General features: G+C 56.3%; 15 protein-coding genes. 9 read left to right on the top strand and 6 right to left on the bottom strand.

Annotated features, from left to right (window positions below):
- Positions 1–109: 109 nt before the first annotated feature.
- From ABWV47_RS01855 to ABWV47_RS01845, 3 genes are read right to left on the bottom strand one after another with little or no spacing between them, the layout of a single operon-like run.
- Complete coding sequence (locus ABWV47_RS01855; RefSeq protein WP_353308137.1) at positions 110–586, bottom strand: CinA family protein; 477 nt, start codon at positions 584–586, stop codon at positions 110–112.
- Positions 583–1,065 carry a phosphatidylglycerophosphatase A family protein gene (locus tag ABWV47_RS01850; protein WP_353308136.1) on the bottom strand — a complete coding sequence of 161 codons (483 nt, stop codon included), beginning with the start codon at positions 1,063–1,065 and terminating at the stop codon, positions 583–585. Before ABWV47_RS01850 ends, ABWV47_RS01855 begins: the two co-directional genes overlap by 4 nt.
- Positions 1,062–2,231, bottom strand: coding sequence for a bifunctional 2-C-methyl-D-erythritol 4-phosphate cytidylyltransferase/2-C-methyl-D-erythritol 2,4-cyclodiphosphate synthase (locus ABWV47_RS01845; RefSeq protein WP_353308135.1), 1,170 nt, complete (start codon positions 2,229–2,231; stop codon positions 1,062–1,064). Before ABWV47_RS01845 ends, ABWV47_RS01850 begins: the two co-directional genes overlap by 4 nt.
- A 159-nt stretch (positions 2,232–2,390) precedes the next feature.
- Between ABWV47_RS01845 and dusB the strand changes: the two genes are divergently transcribed.
- The 5 genes from dusB (at position 2,391) to ntrX (ending at position 9,659) form a co-directional block, all read left to right on the top strand.
- A complete protein-coding gene (gene dusB, locus ABWV47_RS01840) occupies positions 2,391–3,407 on the top strand; it encodes a tRNA dihydrouridine synthase DusB (RefSeq protein ID WP_353308134.1) in 1,017 nt (338 codons plus the stop codon).
- Positions 3,404–4,489 carry a two-component system sensor histidine kinase NtrB gene (locus tag ABWV47_RS01835; RefSeq protein ID WP_353308133.1) on the top strand — a complete coding sequence of 362 codons (1,086 nt, stop codon included), beginning with the start codon at positions 3,404–3,406 and terminating at the stop codon, positions 4,487–4,489. The genes dusB and ABWV47_RS01835 overlap by 4 nt, the downstream gene beginning before the upstream one ends.
- On the top strand, positions 4,489–5,853 hold the full coding sequence (locus ABWV47_RS01830) for a response regulator (protein WP_353308132.1): 1,365 nt from the start codon (positions 4,489–4,491) through the stop codon (positions 5,851–5,853). Before ABWV47_RS01835 ends, ABWV47_RS01830 begins: the two co-directional genes overlap by 1 nt.
- Positions 5,854–5,988: 135 nt before the next feature.
- Positions 5,989–8,238: a sensor histidine kinase NtrY-like gene (locus tag ABWV47_RS01825; RefSeq protein WP_353308131.1), complete on the top strand. Its 2,250-nt coding sequence runs from the start codon at positions 5,989–5,991 to the stop codon at positions 8,236–8,238.
- A complete protein-coding gene (gene ntrX, locus ABWV47_RS01820; RefSeq protein WP_353308130.1) occupies positions 8,235–9,659 on the top strand; it encodes a nitrogen assimilation response regulator NtrX in 1,425 nt (474 codons plus the stop codon). The genes ABWV47_RS01825 and ntrX overlap by 4 nt, the downstream gene beginning before the upstream one ends.
- 27 nt (positions 9,660–9,686) lie before the next feature.
- Here the strand turns inward: ntrX and ABWV47_RS01815 are convergent, their stop codons facing one another.
- Together ABWV47_RS01815 and ABWV47_RS01810 are read right to left on the bottom strand one after the other, a co-directional pair.
- Entirely contained in the window at positions 9,687–10,121 is a 435-nt protein-coding gene (locus tag ABWV47_RS01815; protein ID WP_353308129.1) for a hypothetical protein, read from the bottom strand.
- Between the two features lie 16 nt (positions 10,122–10,137).
- On the bottom strand, positions 10,138–10,620 hold the full coding sequence (locus tag ABWV47_RS01810; RefSeq protein WP_353308128.1) for a hypothetical protein: 483 nt from the start codon (positions 10,618–10,620) through the stop codon (positions 10,138–10,140).
- A gap of 131 nt (positions 10,621–10,751) precedes the next feature.
- Here ABWV47_RS01810 and trkA point away from each other — a divergent pair, with 131 nt between their 5' ends.
- The 4 genes from trkA to hflX all read left to right on the top strand — a co-directional run bounded on the left by trkA (position 10,752) and on the right by hflX (position 15,288).
- Complete coding sequence (gene trkA / locus ABWV47_RS01805) at positions 10,752–12,128, top strand: Trk system potassium transporter TrkA (protein WP_353308127.1); 1,377 nt, start codon at positions 10,752–10,754, stop codon at positions 12,126–12,128.
- A gap of 3 nt (positions 12,129–12,131) precedes the next feature.
- Complete coding sequence (locus ABWV47_RS01800; RefSeq protein WP_353308126.1) at positions 12,132–13,652, top strand: TrkH family potassium uptake protein; 1,521 nt, start codon at positions 12,132–12,134, stop codon at positions 13,650–13,652.
- A 122-nt stretch (positions 13,653–13,774) separates the two neighbouring features.
- The gene (gene hfq / locus ABWV47_RS01795; protein WP_008204623.1) at positions 13,775–14,014 is read left to right on the top strand and encodes an RNA chaperone Hfq; all 240 of its coding nucleotides are present in this window, start codon (positions 13,775–13,777) and stop codon (positions 14,012–14,014) included.
- Positions 14,014–15,288, top strand: coding sequence for a GTPase HflX (gene hflX, locus ABWV47_RS01790; protein WP_353308125.1), 1,275 nt, complete (start codon positions 14,014–14,016; stop codon positions 15,286–15,288). The genes hfq and hflX overlap by 1 nt, the downstream gene beginning before the upstream one ends.
- A 64-nt stretch (positions 15,289–15,352) precedes the next feature.
- Here hflX and ABWV47_RS01785 read toward each other — a convergent pair whose 3' ends face one another.
- Positions 15,353–17,824: a penicillin acylase family protein gene (locus ABWV47_RS01785; RefSeq protein WP_353308124.1), complete on the bottom strand. Its 2,472-nt coding sequence runs from the start codon at positions 17,822–17,824 to the stop codon at positions 15,353–15,355.
- Positions 17,825–17,893: the final 69 nt, after the last annotated feature.

Below are 17,893 nucleotides of genomic sequence, written 5' to 3'. Positions count from 1 at the left end.
AGACCGCTCAAAACAAAGGCTGATGTGGTATTTTACTGCTTCAAAATGGGGCGATTTACAATGTGAGTAATTAATGTGCGGAAAAACAGTTGAAGTGATTAAAAAAAGATCAGAGTGCGCAGGCTGCCTGAAAAATCAGCGATAACGCATGATCCCGCGCCGCTTCGCGCACGTTTGTGCGGCCCAAGGCGCCAAATTCAACGGTTTCGGTTTTGCAGCCCTGTTGGGTGGCGAGACCAAAGCACACGCGCCCCTCCGGTTTGAATTCTGAGCCACCGGGTCCTGCGATTCCGGTGATGGAGACCGTTAGCTGCGCATCAGAATTGACCAGCGCTCCCAGCGCCATTTCGCGCGCCACCTCTTCGGACACAGCCCCCACGGCGGCCAAAGTGGCCTCGCGCACACCCAGCATCTCGGTTTTGGCGAGGTTGGTGTAGGTGACGAAGCCGCGCTCAAACACGTCCGAGCTTCCGGGGATGTCAGTCAAAGCGGCGGCGACCATGCCCGCAGTACAGCTTTCGGCTGTGGCCACGCGCAGCTTTGCGGCCCGGCAGGCCTCCAAGACGGCGGCGGCATCCGCGCTCACATCAGCACCACATGATAGAGCGCGGCGGCGATCATGGTGGCGATCCCGGCAAACACACCGGCCCAGATGTCATCCAGCATCACTCCCAACGGGTCATGGCGGCGGTCTGCGCGCCCAACAAGCCAGGGTTTGCGGATGTCAAACAAGCGGAAGAACAGAAAGGCAGCGATGGGGCCGGGCCAAACCATGGGCATGTCGCGCATGGCAAAGGCCACAGCAGGGAAGAGCAGGGCGATCCACATGCCCGCAACCTCGTCGATTACAATCTCTGAGGGGTCTTCCGTGGGGCGGTCTGCCAGATCGCGTTTGCAGGCCCAGATGCCTATCACGATGGACAGCGCGCAGAGAATGACAAGAAGCCACACCCCCACAAATTCTACAACAGCCCAGCCAATGATCAGTGCGGCCAATGACCCCCACGTGCCAGGGGCGGCAGGCAGGCGGCCGACGCCAAAGAAGGTTGTGATCAGTCTTATCATGGTTTCACCAATGTTGCCGTCGCGATGGCGGCAATCCCTTCTTCGCGGCCTGTGAAGCCGAGTTTTTCACTTGTTGTGGCTTTGATCGATACGCGGTCGGAGGCCAGGCCCATAATGTCACCCATGCGCGCCATCATTGCGGCAGCATGTGGCCCAATTTTGGGGCGCTCGCAGATCAGCGTGCAGTCGATGTTGGAAATCACAAACCCTTTGGCGGTGGCCAGATCAACCGCGTGTTTGAGAAACACTGCGCTGTCCATGTCTTTCCATTCCGCCTCGCTTGGCGGGAAATGGCGGCCGATGTCACCTTCGGCCAATGCGCCGTAGATCGCGTCGGTCACCGCGTGCATGCCGACATCCGCGTCAGAGTGGCCTTTGAGTGCCTTGGTGTGTGGAATGCGCACACCACAGAGTATGACGTGATCTCCGTCTTCAAAAGCATGCACGTCAAAGCCGTTTCCAAGCCGAATGTCCATCTTGTGTTCCTGTGTTGCAAGCAAGTGCTCTTCCAAACGGGCAAAGTCGCCCGGTGTGGTGATCTTCAGGTTGCGCTCATTGCCCGGCACGATGGTCACGTCAAGCCCTGCGGCGCGTGCCACCTCGACATCGTCTGCGGCACCACCTGGGTGTGCAAGATGTGCAGCATGGATGGCGTCAAAGGCAAACCCTTGCGGGGTTTGTGCACGAAAGAGGCCATCGCGGTTTTGGGTGCCGGTGACCTTGGTGCCATCGCCGTGCCACAGCGCATCTGTGACAGCAAGTGCGGGGGCGGCGCCCTCTGCGCCGTTTTTCAGCGCGTTGATGACTGCTGAAATTGTAGCTGCGTCGATGCCCGCGCGTGCAACGTCGTGAATCAGCACGTGGGTGATGCCCAATCCCTTGAGGGCGTTGAGCCCAGCTTTGACTGAGGCGTCGCGGGTTGCACCACCGTGAACGGTTGGCACGGAGAGTTGCTGCGCGAAAGCATCATCGTCTGGATGGGTCACCACAAGGACGTCTTGCACCTGTGGGTGGGCTTCAAAGGCGTTGAGCGTCCACTGAGCGACGCTTTTTCCAGCAGTGTTTTGCCACTGCTTGGGAAGGACGCCGCCGGCGCGGGTTCCGCGACCTGCCGCGACAATCAGCGCTGCGACCCGAGAGGGGCTATCGAATGAGGCATTTGTCATGTGTACTATGTAGAACCTGCAAGCCAGAGTGGCAATTGACCGGGAGTGTGTGCTTAATTTTTAATCATATGTGAATTAATGCCAAAAACTTCACCTTACTTTCATTGAGTTTGACCAATGGGTCAGATACGCCAAAGGTACTGCACAAGGATTAGGCACGTGACCATTGAAGTCGCACATCTCTCTTTGACCCCTCCAGTTTTTCTGGCGCCTTTGGCTGGCATCACGGACCGCCCGTTTCGCGATTTGGTGAGTCAGTTTGGGGCTGGTCTGGTGGTGAGCGAAATGGTGGCCAGTCAGGAAATGGTACAGGCAAAGCCCGGGGTGCGTGAGCGCGCAGAACTGGGATTTGGTGACGCGATCACATCGGTTCAGCTTGCCGGACGAGAGGCGCATTGGATGGCAGAGGCGGCGCGTCAAGTTGCGGCCAACGGTGCGACACTGATTGACATCAACATGGGGTGCCCGGCCAAAAAAGTGACCAGCGCCAGCGGTGCGGGTGCCAGTGGGTCTGCGTTGATGAAAGATTTGGACCACGCTTTGACATTGATTGAAGCGGTGGTGGGTGCGGTGGACATTCCGGTGACCCTGAAAACGCGGCTTGGGTGGGATGACAATTTGCTCAATGCACCTGAGCTGGCGCAACGCGCTGAGGCGGCGGGCGTTCAGATGCTGACGATCCACGGACGCACGCGTTGCCAGTTTTACAAAGGCGCGGCGGATTGGGCCGCGATACAGAACGTAAAAGACGCGGTGTCGATTCCAGTGATTGCCAATGGCGATATCGTAGACAGTGACACGGCCAGAGTGGCTTTGGCCGCATCGGGTGCGGACGGCGTGATGGTCGGCCGTGGAGCGCAGGGCAAGCCATGGATATTGGCGCAGATGGCCGCCGAATTGTTTGGCGCGGCGGCTCCGGAAATTCCGCAGGGGCAGGCGTTGGTCGACATGGTGCGCGGGCATTACGCGGCCATGCTGTCGTTTTACGGCAACGAGCTGGGCCTGCGTGTCGCACGTAAACATCTGGGTTGGTACATGGACGGCGTGGGGACAGACCCCGTGTTGCGCCGACGTGTGCAGACCAGTCGAGACAAAGAAGAAGTGATGGTGCTGTTGGGAGAAGCTTTGATGGCTTCCAATGACGGGGCCCCTAAGAACAGTGAAGAGGCGGCATGAGCGCGCATAATCCGATATGGAATTCTTTGCCGGTGCCAGCGTTGGTGGTGGATGAATCCGACGCCATCCTGCGCATCAACCCGGCGGCAGAAACGTTCTTGAACGCGTCGTCCAAATCCATGACCGGGCAGCCGATCTGGGACAAGGTGATGATTGATGCGCCGCTTGAAGAGGCGTTCCACCGGGCCCGTGAACATGGCACACCGCTTTTTGTAAATGACGCTGATGTGGGCACCGGCGATGGTCCCCCCGTTCAATGCAACTTGCAGATTGCGCCGTTGGCGGATTCTGACAATGAAATGCTCTTTCTGATCTCCAGCCGTGAATTGGCCGGACGGATGAATCGCAGCAATGGCGTTAAATCCTCAGCCAAATCAGCCATTGGAATGGCGGAAATGCTGGCCCATGAGATCAAGAATCCGTTGGCTGGGATCACGGGAGCTGCGCAACTTCTTTCGATGAATCTCAGCCCTGATGATCTGGAGCTGACCGATCTGATCGTTGAGGAGAGCCGCCGGATTGTGAAATTGCTGGAACAGGTTGAGCAGTTTGGTAACCTGTCGTTGCCAGCGCGCAAGCCCGTGAACATCCACGATGTGTTGGACCGTGCAAGACGGTCCGCCTTGGTCAGCTACGGCGCCCATATGAAGATCATTGAAGACTATGATCCGTCCTTGCCTCCGGCAGAAGGGGATTCTGATCAGCTGCTTCAAGTGGTGTTGAATCTGTTGAAGAACGCCTCGGAGGCCGCTGGCGACAAAGGCGTCATCCGAATTCACACCTTCTATGAACATTCCTTCCGTATGCGCCGCAAAGATGGCAGCGGGCAGCCGTTGCCGCTGCAGATAGAGATCATCGATGACGGTCCGGGTTTGCCGCAAGATTTAGAAGGTGATGTGTTTGACCCCTTTGTGTCGGGCCGAGAGAACGGCACCGGTTTGGGGTTGGCTTTGGTGAGTAAGATTATTTCGGACCATGGTGGTCTGATTTCGGTGGATAGCGCACCCGGACGCACAGTTTTCAAGCTGTCGCTGCCGCGTGCAAGCAATGAAACAATGAGAACTTATGAGGAGAGCCTCTGATGGATGGCACGGTTCTGGTCGCAGATGACGATCGCACAATCCGCACGGTTTTAACACAGGCTCTGACGCGGGCGGGCTGTAAGGTGCACGCAACCTCTTCGTTGACGACGTTGATGCGTTGGGTTGGAGAGGGCAAAGGTGATGTGGTCATCACCGATGTGATGATGCCGGACGGCAATGGCTTGGAAATGCTGCCCAAAATCTCGGAAGATCGTCCCGGTTTGCCGGTGATCGTGATCTCGGCACAGAATACCATTATGACAGCCATTCAGGCCGCGGAAGCGGAGGCTTATGATTACTTGCCCAAGCCGTTTGATCTGCCTGATTTGATGAAGCGCACAGGCAAAGCCCTGGATCAAAAACGCCGTGCCCCTGTGGCACCGGTTGCAGATGATGAGCGCCCGGATGAATTGCCCCTTGTTGGACGCACGCCAGCCATGCAGGCGCTGTATCGTTTGGTGGCGCGGGTGATGAATACGGATCTTCCGGTTCTCATTTCTGGTGAAAGTGGGACAGGTAAATCCTTGATCGCCAAGGAAATCCATGACTTCTCGGATCGCAGAAATCTGCCCTTTGTTGTGGCGAATGCGGCGGATCTGAGTGACTTGGAGGGCCCTGCGCGCGTGTTGGCCAAAGCCAAGGGTGGCACCATTCTATTTGATGAAATTGGTGACATCGACGATGAGGTTCAGGCCCGCATTGTACGGATGATTGACGCGCCCGGTGATCAGAACCCGCGCTTCATGGCCACAAGCCAAGTGAATTTGAACAGTGCCATGGAAAATGGATCGGTTCGACAAGACTTGTACTACCGTCTGAACGGCGCGGCGCTGCATGTTCCGTCCCTGCGGGAACGGGTGGATGATATTCCGCTGCTTGTCGAGCATTTCTTACATCGTGCAGAGCGTGATGGGGCGCAGATGCGGGTGTTCTCCGAGGACGCCATGGAGATGTTTCGCGCTTACAGCTGGCCGGGCAACGTGCGGCAATTGGAAAACGCCGTGCGTCGGTTGGTTTTGACCGCTCAGGCAGAAGAAGTTGCCAAATCTGAAGCGGAGATGGTGCTCGGCACACAGCCCCAAGCGGGGCCTTTGATGGGCGGCGAAGACAGCGAAAAACTTTCGGCCAGCGTGGCACGCCATTTGCGTCGATATTTTGATCTGCATGGCAATATGTTGCCGCCGGCGGGTCTGTATGCGCGGATCCTGCGCGAAATCGAATTGCCCCTTATTGAGATTGCGCTGGATGCAACTGGCGGCAATCAGGCAAAATGTGCTGATCTGCTCGGAATTAATCGAAATACTTTGCGCAAAAAGATAACGGATCTGGATATTCACGTGACACGCCGCCGCAAATTGATGTAAAAAGGCCACATAAGCGTGGCGCGAGAGTCGCAGTCTCAAAAAATGACGGGCTCTCTAGACGCTGCCACAGAATATGGCGTTGGTTCGCGGTTGCGATACCACATCAGTTGAGGAAGTCGGGTGACAAGCCGGACAATGACCAGTCATTGGGCGCGTTTTCAGCGTTTACGCCGTCAAAGGCGTGTTCAGAATGCCGCAACGTTGGGGTTGGTTGTGCTGGGGCCTGTTCTGGCGTTCGCCACCTTTATGGTGCTTGGCCCGTTTGATCTGGGTGCCTCCTCAGACGCGCTGCGTGCGGTTTTGCTGGCCGATTTTGTCTACGTTTTGGTTGTTGCGGCTTTGGTGCTGCAGAACGTAATGCGGGCCATTGCATCGCGTCGGGCAAAGTCGGTGGGATCTCGGCTGCACCTGAGATTGACGGGTGTTTTTACAATCTTGGCCATTGTGCCCGCAGTGACCGTGGCGGTGTTTGCGGGGCTGACGTTGAACATTGGACTTGAGGGCTGGTTCAGCGAACGGGTTCGTGTGGTGGTGGGCAATTCGCTCGCGGCTGCGGAGGCTTATGAGTTAGAACACATTGAGGCGATGAAAGAGGACGGTGGCGCGCTTGCGGATTTTCTCAATTCGCAACGACGGGCCACGTTTTTCATGGATTCTGGCGAACTTCGTGTGTTGCTGGCTTCTGGCCAGTTGCAGATTCAGCGGGGCTTGAAAGAAGCTTTTGTGATCGATGGCACGGGCGAAATTCGCGCGCGTGGAGATCGATCATATCTGTTTGATTTCGAGCAACCCACGGCGCAGGAAATGGCGCTGGCAATCGAAAATGGGTACACGATTATTCGTGATCTGGACAACAACGAGATGCGCGCGTTGATCCAGCTTGATGCCTTTGTAGATCGGTTTCTCTACATCAGTCGGGATGTTGATGCGGAGATTTTTCAGCTCTTGGATGATACCAAAGCAAGCGCAAAGCTCTATTCCCAGCTGGAAAGCGAACGCGGACAGAGGCTGTTTGAGTTTGGGCTGATCTATTTAGGATTTGCACTGATCCTTGTGTTGGCAGCGATCTGGATGGGGATGTGGTTTGCAGAGCGGTTGTCCCGTCCGGTAGGGCGGTTGACACGGGCGGCGCAGCGGGTTGGTGCCGGGGATCTTGATGTGCACGTCATGGAAGAAGATGGCGATGATGAGATCGCCATGCTCAGCCGTTATTTCAACCAAATGACCCGACAGCTGAAAGGGCAGCGCGAGACACTTCTGGACAACACCCGCCAGATTGATCGTCGCCGCCGGATGTTTGATTCCGTACTCAGCTCCGTGACCTCCGGGGTTGTCGGTTTGGATGCTGACGGCAAAGTGGCGTTTGTAAATAAATCCGCCGAGAAGCTCTTGGAGTGGGCGGATGACCGCCAAAAGATGCCGTTGGCCGTTGCCGTGCCGGAATTTGGGCTGATGTTTGATACTTTGCGTGAGAGTGGCCGCGAAGTTGCGCAGGAAGAGATCAAAGTGTCGCGATCCGGACGGTTGGAGAACCTCCTTGTACGCATGTCCACGCGGCGACGTGGTGACGGGTCTTTGGAAGGTTATGTGGTTGCCTTTGATGATGTGACCAACCTTGTCACTGCGCAGCGTATGGCCGCGTGGGGAGACGTGGCGCGTCGCATTGCTCATGAGATCAAAAACCCACTGACCCCGATTCAGTTGAGCGCCGAACGCATTCGGCGCAAGTTTGCCAGCCGGGTGGGTGAAGACAGTGACCAGCTTGAGCAGATGACGGATGTGATTGTGCGTCAAACAAACGACTTGCGCCGGATTGTGGATGAATTTTCCAAATTCGCCCGTATGCCAGAACCCGATCGTAAGGCTGTTGATCTGGTGGAATTGTTGTCGGGTGCAGTGTTGTTACAGGAGTCGGGCCAGCCGGATGTGACCTTCAAACGTGATATCTGTGCAGGACCACTTTTGGCGGAGCTTGACGCAACTATGATCTCTCAAGCGTTGACAAATCTTATAAAGAACGCCGGAGAAGCCATTGAAAGTTTGGTGGAAAAAGGTGTTGAGGGTCCGATCACTCCAGAGATACGCGTGTTCTTGGGAGTGGACAAAAACGAAGCTGTTATGACCATCGCGGACAACGGCATCGGGTTGCCAGAGGACCGTGCACGATTGTTTGAGCCGTATGTCACCACGCGTGACAAGGGCACCGGGCTTGGTCTGCCCATTGTTAAAAAGATCATCGAAGAACACGGCGGGCAGCTCGCGCTGCTGGATGCGCCGATGTTTGACAACAATTCCCATGTCGGGGCCATGGCGGAAGTTCGATTGCCGCTGACAGAGTCTGCCGTTCCGGCACAGGAAGAAAAAGAGAGCGAGCGAGTATTATGAGTGACATTCTGATCGTAGATGACGAACGCGATATCCGAGAGCTGATTTCTGATATCCTAAAAGACGAGGGATTCAGCACCCGACTGGCCGGAACCTCCGATGAGGCCATGGCTGAAGTGACCAGCGCTCAACCTGCGCTGATGATCCTCGATATCTGGCTCAAAGATAGCAACATGGACGGGATCGATATCCTGAAGGCTGTCAAAAGCGACTATCCTGAAGTGCCGGTGGTGATCATCTCGGGGCACGGCAACATCGAAATTGCGGTGGCTGCGATCAAACAAGGTGCTTACGACTTCATCGAGAAACCGTTTAACATTGACCAGCTGTTGGTGGTGATCAAACGCGCGATGGAAACCAGTCGTCTGCGGCGTGAAAACACCGAGCTCAAGCGCCAGGACAGCCGGCCAGCGGAATTGATTGGCGAGAGCCCAGCTTATCGCACCATGGTTTCGCAACTGGATAAGGTGACACGATCAAATGGGCGCGTGATGCTGACCGGGCCTGCAGGCGGCGGAAAAGATGTTGCTGCACGCTATGTTCATGCCAATTCCAATCGGGCAAGCGCGCCGTTTGTGACCGTGTCTTGTGCCGGAATGGACCCTGATCGCGTGGAAGAAATCCTGTTTGGACGCGAAAGCGTTGAGCGCGGGATTGAAACGGGTCTGTTGGAGCAGGCCAACGGCGGTGTCGTCTATTTTGACGAAGTTGCGGATATGCCTTTGGCCGCGCAGAGCAAAATTCTGCGGGTGCTGGTAGATCAGCAATTTACGCGGGTGGGTGGCACCAAAAAGATCCGCGTGGATATGCGGGTGATTTCCTCCACCAACCGGGACCTTACCCGAGAAATTGCAGAAGGCACGTTCCGTGAGGAGCTGTATCACCGCCTGAACGTGGTGCCGATTGCAGTTCCGTCTCTCGAAGAGCGGCGAGAAGATATTCCTGCATTGGCTGCCTACTTCCTGCATCAGCTACATGAAGTGCAAGGGTTGCCGCTGCGCGAGTTGAGCCCTGATGCGATTGCGTTGTTGCAAACCATGGTTTGGCCCGGAAACGTGCGGCAGTTGAAGAATTTGATTGAGCGTGTGTTGATTTTGGGTGATGGGCAGGGGGTCATTGAGAGCCGGGAGCTGCCCGGTGAAAATGACATTCCAGCAGATGATGGGCGCGTGGTTTTGGCGGGCACCTTGGCGACTTTGCCGCTGCGTGAGGCGCGCGAGGCGTTTGAACGCGAGTACCTGCTGACCCAGATCAACCGCTTTGGCGGCAATATCAGCCGGACAGCCAGCTTTGTTGGCATGGAGCGCAGTGCGTTGCACCGGAAGCTAAAATCATTGGGTGTGGTGACATCCAACAAAGCCGGCGCGCGTGTGGCGCATGTGAACAGTGACGAGGGTGAGGAACAAAGAGAGGCAAGTTGATCTTGCCTCTTTGGGTTTCTCGTTTCTCTAAAGTGGTTTGCTGAGGTCCACGAGCACCCGACCGCCGCCTTCGGTACGCAAACCGCAAATACTGGGTCCGAGTTCCGGGGCCACTTCGACCTTCGCGTAGTTGCGTCCGGCGAGTTGTTCGTCCTTGCAATAGGGGATGCTTACCCGTTCATAGCCGCGTTCCGTCATGCAGTTGCGGGCCGCGGTGTATCGCGGGCCTTCATTTGTGTCGTATTGTTCTGCGCGTCGGCTGACGACACGGCCCTTTGAATCGTAAATCGGCCACCATTCTGTGACAATCCGAGGGGGATAGTTGTCTGCGGCAAAACGATTGCATTGGGCTTGATCCACATTGCGTTCAGTTTTGGTTTTTCCGACCTGATAAAGGGTGCTGAACTCGGTGCAGCTGCCAAGAGCCATCAGCATGAGCCCGGTGATAATTGGATGTTTCATCGTTCGGGGTCCTATATCAGGTGGGGTTGTTCAAATCGACCAGCGCCACGCCGCCGCCCTGCGCACGGATGGCGCAGATGTTGGGGGCAGGTTGCGGGGCTCCGGCAACGGGACGGAAGGCACGCCCGCCCAATTGTTGTTCCGTGCAGACCGGATGTGTGGCGGGGGAATACCCTTTCAGAGACATACAGTCGCGCCGATGTTCTGCGCGCATAGAGGCGTTGGCATCGCGCATTTGTACGTGGCTTCCGCCGTAGTAGCCCGGGTATCCCCATGTGCCGCCAACGTAGCCGCCATAGCCGCCATGGTAGCCCCCGTAGAGCGTTGTTGTGAAATTCGCGGCGGGAAACAGACGGTTTGCTTCGACTGAGCAAGCCGTGTCGTCGCGCGCTGCCGTTTCTCGCGACGCGTCGGGTTTTGCAAAGCCAGAATATGACGTTGGACCGCAGCCACTCAACACGGTGGCGGACATCGCGATTGCACAGAAAATGCGCTGCATCAAAAACCCTTACGTCAACTGTTTGAAACCATTCACAATGAAAGCCTGAATGTCCGGGCGGGTCAATGGTTACAATTGACCTCATCTTCCCCTTCTGGCATGCCTGAGATCGAAACCCATGAGGGAAGCACATGAAGGTCATTATCTGTGGGGCCGGTCAGGTCGGATGGCAAATTGCGCGCCATTTGTCGGGCGAAAACAACGACGTTACTGTTGTGGACAACAACCCTGATTTGGTGCGCCGCGCGACGGATACGCTTGACGTGCAAGGTATTTCTGGGTTCGCAAGCTACCCTGATGTGCTTGATCGGGCGGGCGCGCGTGATGCGGATATGGTGATTGCAGCCACCTATTCAGACGAGGTCAATATGGTGACCTGTCAGGTGGCGCACTCGGTGTTTTCAGTCCCCCGCAAAATCGCCCGTTTGCGCAGTCAGTCTTATCTGGATGTGCTGTATTCGGATTTGTACCGGCGCGATCACATGCCGATTGATGTGGTGATTTCTCCGGAGCGCGAAGTTGCGGATGCGGCCATCAAAAGGCTGACCGCGCCGCGGGCCTTTGATGCGGAGACCTTTCTGAAAGGCAAGGTTCAGATGCTGGGGCTGCAACTGGATGAAGAGTGCCCGGTTGTGAACACGCCGTTGCGGCAATTGACGGATCTGTTTTCGACCCTGAGTGCTGTGGTGGTTGGTGTGCGCCGTGGTGGCACCTTGTTTGCGCCTGAGCCCGGGGATCAGCTGTTTGTTGGTGACGAAATCTATGTGTTCACCTTTATCGAAGACGTAAACCGGACAATGGAAGTGTTCGGTAAGCCGCAGAACAAACAAGAACGAGCTGTGATTGTTGGGGGTGGCAACGTCGGTCTGATGGTGGCGCAACGTCTGGAGAACAGCGCAAGTCGAATTCGTACCAAAATCATTGAGCGAGACCGGCGCGTGGCTGAGATCGCAGCAGAAGCGTTGGAACGCACCATTGTGCTCAATGGTGATGGGATGGATGCGGCGTTGCTCGCCGAGGCTGGTGTCGATCGTGCAGATGCTGTTTTGGCAGTTACGGATGACGATAAAACCAACATGTTGGCCTCCGTTAGGTCAAAATCGAGTGGCTGTCCGCTGACAATCGCGCTGATCAATGATCCCACGCTGGCCCCGTTGATGCAGCCCTTGGGCATTGATGCTTTCATCAATCCGCGCGCCACCACGGTGAGCTCTATTCTGCGTCACATCCGCCACGGGCGTGTACGCGAAGTTTATTCGGTAGGTGATACAGAGGCTGAAATCATTGAGGCTGAGGTGCTGTCGACCTCGCCGATCGCGGGCCAGATGGTGCGTGACGTGGATTTCCCAGAAGGCGTGCTGATTGGGGCCATCCAAAAAGGCAAAGAGGTTGTGAAACCTAAGGGCGGCACACGGATTGACGAAGGCGATGTGATTGTACTGTTTGCGCTGACTGCGGATGTGCCGCGGGTAGAGCAGCTGTTGCAGGTCTCCATCGACTTTTTCTAAGCCATGAAGCTGAGCTTGTCGCGCATCCCATTGCTTGTACAGATGGTCCTGATTTCAGGGCTGATGATGCTTGTTCCAGCCGTTGTTGCCAGCGGGCAGGGCGAGCATTTTGTTGCGAGGATGTTTTTCTACTCAGGCACATTGGTGTTGTTTGTCTGTGCGTTGATTGCGGTTGCCATTGAAGGCACTCAGCGGCGTTCAAAGACCATCGACAATCTGAAAGCGCTGTTTTTTGCTGTGGCGATCCTGCCCGCGATTTTGGCAATACCTGTGTATGAAACGCTGGATGTTGTGCCGTTTCTGGATGTTTATTTTGAGATGGTCAGCTGCCTGACAACCACAGGTATGACCATTTTTGAGCCCGCGTCCATGCTCGCGGACCCGGTGCATTTGTGGCGTGGGATGGTGGGCTGGCTGGGTGGTCTTCTGATGTGGATCGCGGCGGCGGCGGTGCTGGCACCGCTGAGTTTGGGGGGCTTTGAGGTTACCGCTTTGGGGGAGCCCGGACAAATCAGTAACAATAAGGGCCAGATGCAACGTGCGCGTCCGATGAAAAGATGGAGCCGCGCTGCGCAGGCGCTGTTGCCCATCTACATTGGCCTCACTTTTGCGCTTTGGGTGATGTTGTTGGTGTTGGGTGACCAACCGACTGTTGCGCTGATGCATGCCATGTCGACCATGTCTACCAGTGGCATTTCAGGGGTTGGCGGGGTGGCCAATGCCAATTCTGGTGTGGCTGGTGAAATGGTGATCTTTCTGTTCCTGTTGTTTGCCCTATCACGTGGCACATTCAGTTCTGACACCGGCGCCGTGCGGCGCAACAATCTGTGGGAAGATCCCGAGTTGCGATTGGGGCTTTTGATCGTCTGTGGTGTGTCGACGATGTTGTTTGCGCGTCACTGGTTTGGCGCCTTGGATGAAAACACGCTGCGAGATCCTGCCGCTGCGATCCGGGCCGCTTGGGGCGGGATATTTACCGTTATGAGTTTTCTGACCACCACCGGATTTGAGAGCACGGAATGGCAGGTTGCGCGCGACTGGAGTGGGCTCAAAACGCCGGGTTTGATCTTATTGGCTTTGGCCATGGTTGGCGGCGGGGTTGCGACCACCGCCGGAGGGGTCAAATTGTTGCGGGTATATGCGCTTTATCTTCAAGGGCTTGGTGAAATGGAGCGTCTGGTGCATCCCAATGTTGTTTTGGGCCGCCGTCGGGCAGGTGCGCAGGGTATTCGGCGGCGTGGTGCTGTGATTGCTTGGGTTTTCTTTATGCTCTTTGCCTTATCCTTGGCGGTGATTGCGACGCTGCTTGCATTGATGGGAAACACGTTTCAAGAGGCTTTGATCTTGGCAATTTCCGCGCTGACAACCACCGGACCACTGACGCAAGTTGCAGGGGAATTTCCAATCGCTATTTCGTCCTTGGGATTTGGTGAAAAGATCATACTTTGCATCGCCATGATCGTCGGTCGATTGGAGGCCTTGGCCATCATCGCGCTGATTTCACCTGATTTGTGGCAGAAATGATGCGGTTGGGACAAAGGGTGACCAAAGACTTAACATTTTAGGCTGGTAAGTCATTGAGGTGCGTTCCATACTCTGTCCGCACGACTACCCGATGCACGAACAAGAACAAAGGCAAGCGCAACATGGCTTCGGATCGACAGAATCTCCAAGATGCATTTTTAAATCACGTCCGGAAAACCAAAGTTCCGGTGACTATTTTTTTGATCAATGGTGTAAAGTTGCAAGGTGTTATCACCTGGTTTGACAATTTTTGTGTGTTGCTGCGCCGCGATGGCCAGAGCCAACTTGTGTACAAGCACGCGATTTCGACCATTATGCCGGCCCAGCCGATCTCCCTTTATGAAGGTGAAGACGCCTCTTGATGGAGCATGACAGGCAGGTCACCCGCGCTTGGGTCCTGCATCCCGATATTTCTGGCGCCGACCAACGGCGTGAGGCCTCTTTCGCGTTGGAAGAGGCTGTTTCTCTTGCTGTAGCACTGCCGGAACTGGAGGTTGTGGGTTCAAACATCGTGCGTTTGTCCAAAGCTCAGCCAGCGGCGTTGTTCGGCACTGGCAAAATCCAAGAACTCAAAGCGCTGTTTCAGGCCAATGATGTAGAATTGGTCTTGATTGATGGGCCGGTCACCCCGGTGCAACAGCGCAACCTTGAGAAAGAATGGAAGGTAAAGCTTCTGGACCGGACCGGGTTGATCCTAGAGATATTCTCCGATCGTGCGCGCACCCGTGAAGGGGTGCTGCAGGTCGAAATGGCGGCGTTGTCTTATCAACGGACGCGTTTGGTGCGGGCATGGACCCACCTTGAGCGGCAACGGGGGGGTCTTGGCTTTGTTGGTGGTCCTGGTGAAACCCAGATCGAGGCTGACCGCCGCGCCATTGATGACCAACTTGTTCGCCTGCGTCGTCAATTGTCGAAGGTTGTGAAAACCCGAGAATTGCATCGCAAGGCACGTGCGAAGGTGCCATTCCCGATTGTGGCATTGGTTGGCTATACCAACGCCGGTAAATCCACACTGTTTAACCGTGTGACAGGGGCAGATGTGATGGCAAAAGACATGTTGTTTGCCACGCTGGACCCGACCATGCGCGCCGTTGAGCTGCCCAACAACGGTCCCGAAGTGATCCTGTCAGACACCGTGGGATTTATCAGTGATTTGCCCACACAGTTGGTGGCTTCGTTCCGCGCAACCTTGGAAGAGGTCTTGGCCGCGGATCTTGTCCTGCATGTGCGTGACATTGCGCATCCAGAAACGGAGCACCAAGCCGAAGATGTGCGCACCATTCTTGAAACCTTAGGAATGAGTGAGGACACGCCGCAGATCGAAGTTTGGAACAAGATCGATTTGTTGGAGCCTGATGATCGCGACGCGATGGTGGCAAAGGCGGACCGGGAAGAGGCGATCCACGCGGTCTCCGCTGTGAGTGGTCAGGGCTTGGACGAGATGTTTGCGGCCATAGCGCAGGCGTTGGCGAGTGAGAAATCCCGCGAAACGCTAAGCTTGTCGTTCGCGGATGGCAAAGGCCGCGCTTGGCTGTTCAAAGAAGGTGTCGTTGAGGACGAAGCTCAGACCGAAGAGGGGTTTGAAATCACTGTGCTGTGGTCCGCAAAACAGCGGGCACAATTTGAATCGCTCTAGACCACCGCGCAGAACGCGAACACTGCTAAAACGTCTTAGACCGCACCAGTTCTGGTGCGGTTTTTTATTGGGCGGTGCGGGGATGGATATGGGTGACGCCCACCGCTGCGGCATGGGCGAGCTCGGTGTCCAATGACATCGGGATGTATTCGCCGCGTCTCCAAAGTTGCGCCATATCGTCGTAAAAGCGCGACAAGAAGTGGCCGGATTGGCCCGTCGAAATGACAAACACCGAGCTGTCTGGATCTGCGAAATCATAGACTCCCCGATAGCCCGCAGCATGTACATTCAGGAAAGGGTTGGGACCCGATCCAGCGGTTTTGCCCCGCTGCAAAGTGTTGTCGCCACCAGAGGTAGATTGGCGGATGTTCACAAAGTAGCGCAGCACGGGAACAGCGCCCAGAACCTGATGATCATGGGTCGCTTGATGTACATCTCCCCAGCGCAAAGCCTCCAGTTGACGGCCGTAGCGTTCTTCAATCGACAGCAAGGCGTCATCCAACGCCAAACGTGCCATTTCAGAGCAGGTTTCTTCCCGCGCGCTCTGACGCACGTTGCACCAAACGCCTGCGCCTTCGACGTTGCGGAACACACGTTCGATAAACAGGGGCTCAACATGGGTGAATTCATCGGCCAATGGCCCAAGCTCGTCACGGATCAGGCGGTCTTGCAGTGCGCGCACCCAGGCTGCGTAGATCAGGGGTTCGGGCATGTGTTCGTTCATTTCACCGTTCCACTCAGCCAGAAGAGACAGTGCGCGCTGGCGTTGTCGGTCGCGGGTGCCATCCGCTGCGGCTTCGCCGGTGAACCACAGGTCAGCGCCGATCAGGGGCAGAAGCGCCCGCGCTGAGAAACTTACCGTGTCAAGTTGCGCCTCGATGAAGCTGTCACGCGTGTGCACGCGACGGTTTTGCATAAGGCGTTGCCATCTCTGAATGCGCTGGCTGTCACCCCAAAGGTGGGAGATGTGCATCGGAAAGGGCCTGTCTGCCAGCTTGTTGTTGGTGTTGCCCACGATGCCGCCAACGGGTTGGACAAACGACGGGTTTGTGGCACTGTCGTACACCCCTTGCCAACGGTTCTCGGTCCGCCATCCAAGCGAGGGCAGGCGCCCTTGGCTTTGGTGACGTGCATCGCGGCGTGGCACTGCCCCAATAAGTTTGAGTGCAATATTCTCCTGATCCGCCAACGTCAGAGTGAGGCCGGGGGCAACGTGGCCGCTGGTGGCCGCAATGGCTTTCTCAATGGAGCCGGCGCGCATCAACCCCATTAAGGCGCTGGTGGAGCGATCATTCGGGCTGAGCGCCGTCCAGCTGAGGGCTGCGACGTGGCCCGGTGGTGTGATTGCGCCCAGATTGAAGTCCGACCCGGGAAGCACGGGGCCGTTTTCTGTCCAACGCAAGGTTAGAGTGATCGGCTCTTCGTCTTTGATTTTGATGATGGACTTTCGTGTTACGAATTTTGAGTATCCATCGGGTGTTTTGTAACGAGTTCTATCTTCTGTATCGAGCTCTTCGATAAAGAGATCTTGGTCATCGACATAGGCGGCTGTAACCCCCCATCCAAGCGTGTCGCTGCGCCCAGATAGAACGGCGGGAATGCCGGGAATGGTCGCGCCGATCACGCCGCCGGTGGAGAGTTCCAGGCGGGCGAGATACCAGACTGCGGGGGCCGTCAGCCCAAGGTGTGGGTCATTGGCCAGCAATGTGCCGCCCGAGGCGCTGCGGTTGGGTGCTGCGGCCCATGCGTTGGACGCACCTGTCAGAGCGGGCGGAGAAAAGGGCGACAAGGGGCTTTGTGGCAGTGGCTCCGTCTTTGCAAAGCGCGGTGTGCCGGGAACAAGGCTGGCGTATTCAGGAAGTGCAGCGAGACCTGTGCCCGGCGCGTCTGGTAAAATGTCGCGCAGACGGTCGGGATTGGGGATCGCCAAAGACGTGCGTGCGCGCAGCACTTCGGATTGAAGTTGTCCGGTCAATTGTAAGGCCATCAACTTCTGTAACGCGATGGAATCGGCGGGCTGCCAGGGAGCAAAGGCCTGTTTGAACAGGAACAACTCTGGCGCGCCGCGTCCCAACGCTTCGCTGTTCACCTCGTCGATCCGGGCGTTGACGCCGCGGGCGTACGCTTTCAAAGACACAAGGATCTCAGGGTCCTGTGCGGATACAGACTGGCGCGCGGCCCCGGCGATGTCGAATCGCCGCATGAGTTTGTCGACGTCTAAAGTGCGGGGGCCAAATACCTCAGACAGACGGCCCTGTGCGGTGCGCCGCATTGTGAGCATTTGCCAAAGGCGATCCTGCGCGTGTGCATAGCCAAGCCCAAAATAGACGTCTTCGTCATTTTCGCCAAAGATGTGGGGCACATTGGCATTGTTGCGCACAATTTCTAAGGGGGCGGATATCCCGGCGGCGGCAAACGTCTTATCGTAGGTGGGCAAGCTGCGCGAGGCGAGGAAATAGATCAGCATCACCGCCAAAACGACAAGAATCACCAAGCCACTGGCAAGCCGCAAAAGCCATTGAATAAATACTGCCATGGGTCTGCCTCTGATTGTCCTTGCCTTATACTTGCGCAGGCGAGACAAGTATTACGACGAATGTGAGAC

The organism is Shimia sp. NS0008-38b, from assembly GCF_040370365.1.
In the GTDB taxonomy this organism is placed as follows: domain Bacteria; phylum Pseudomonadota; class Alphaproteobacteria; order Rhodobacterales; family Rhodobacteraceae; genus Shimia.
This window is presented reverse-complemented; position numbering and strand designations above follow the sequence as displayed.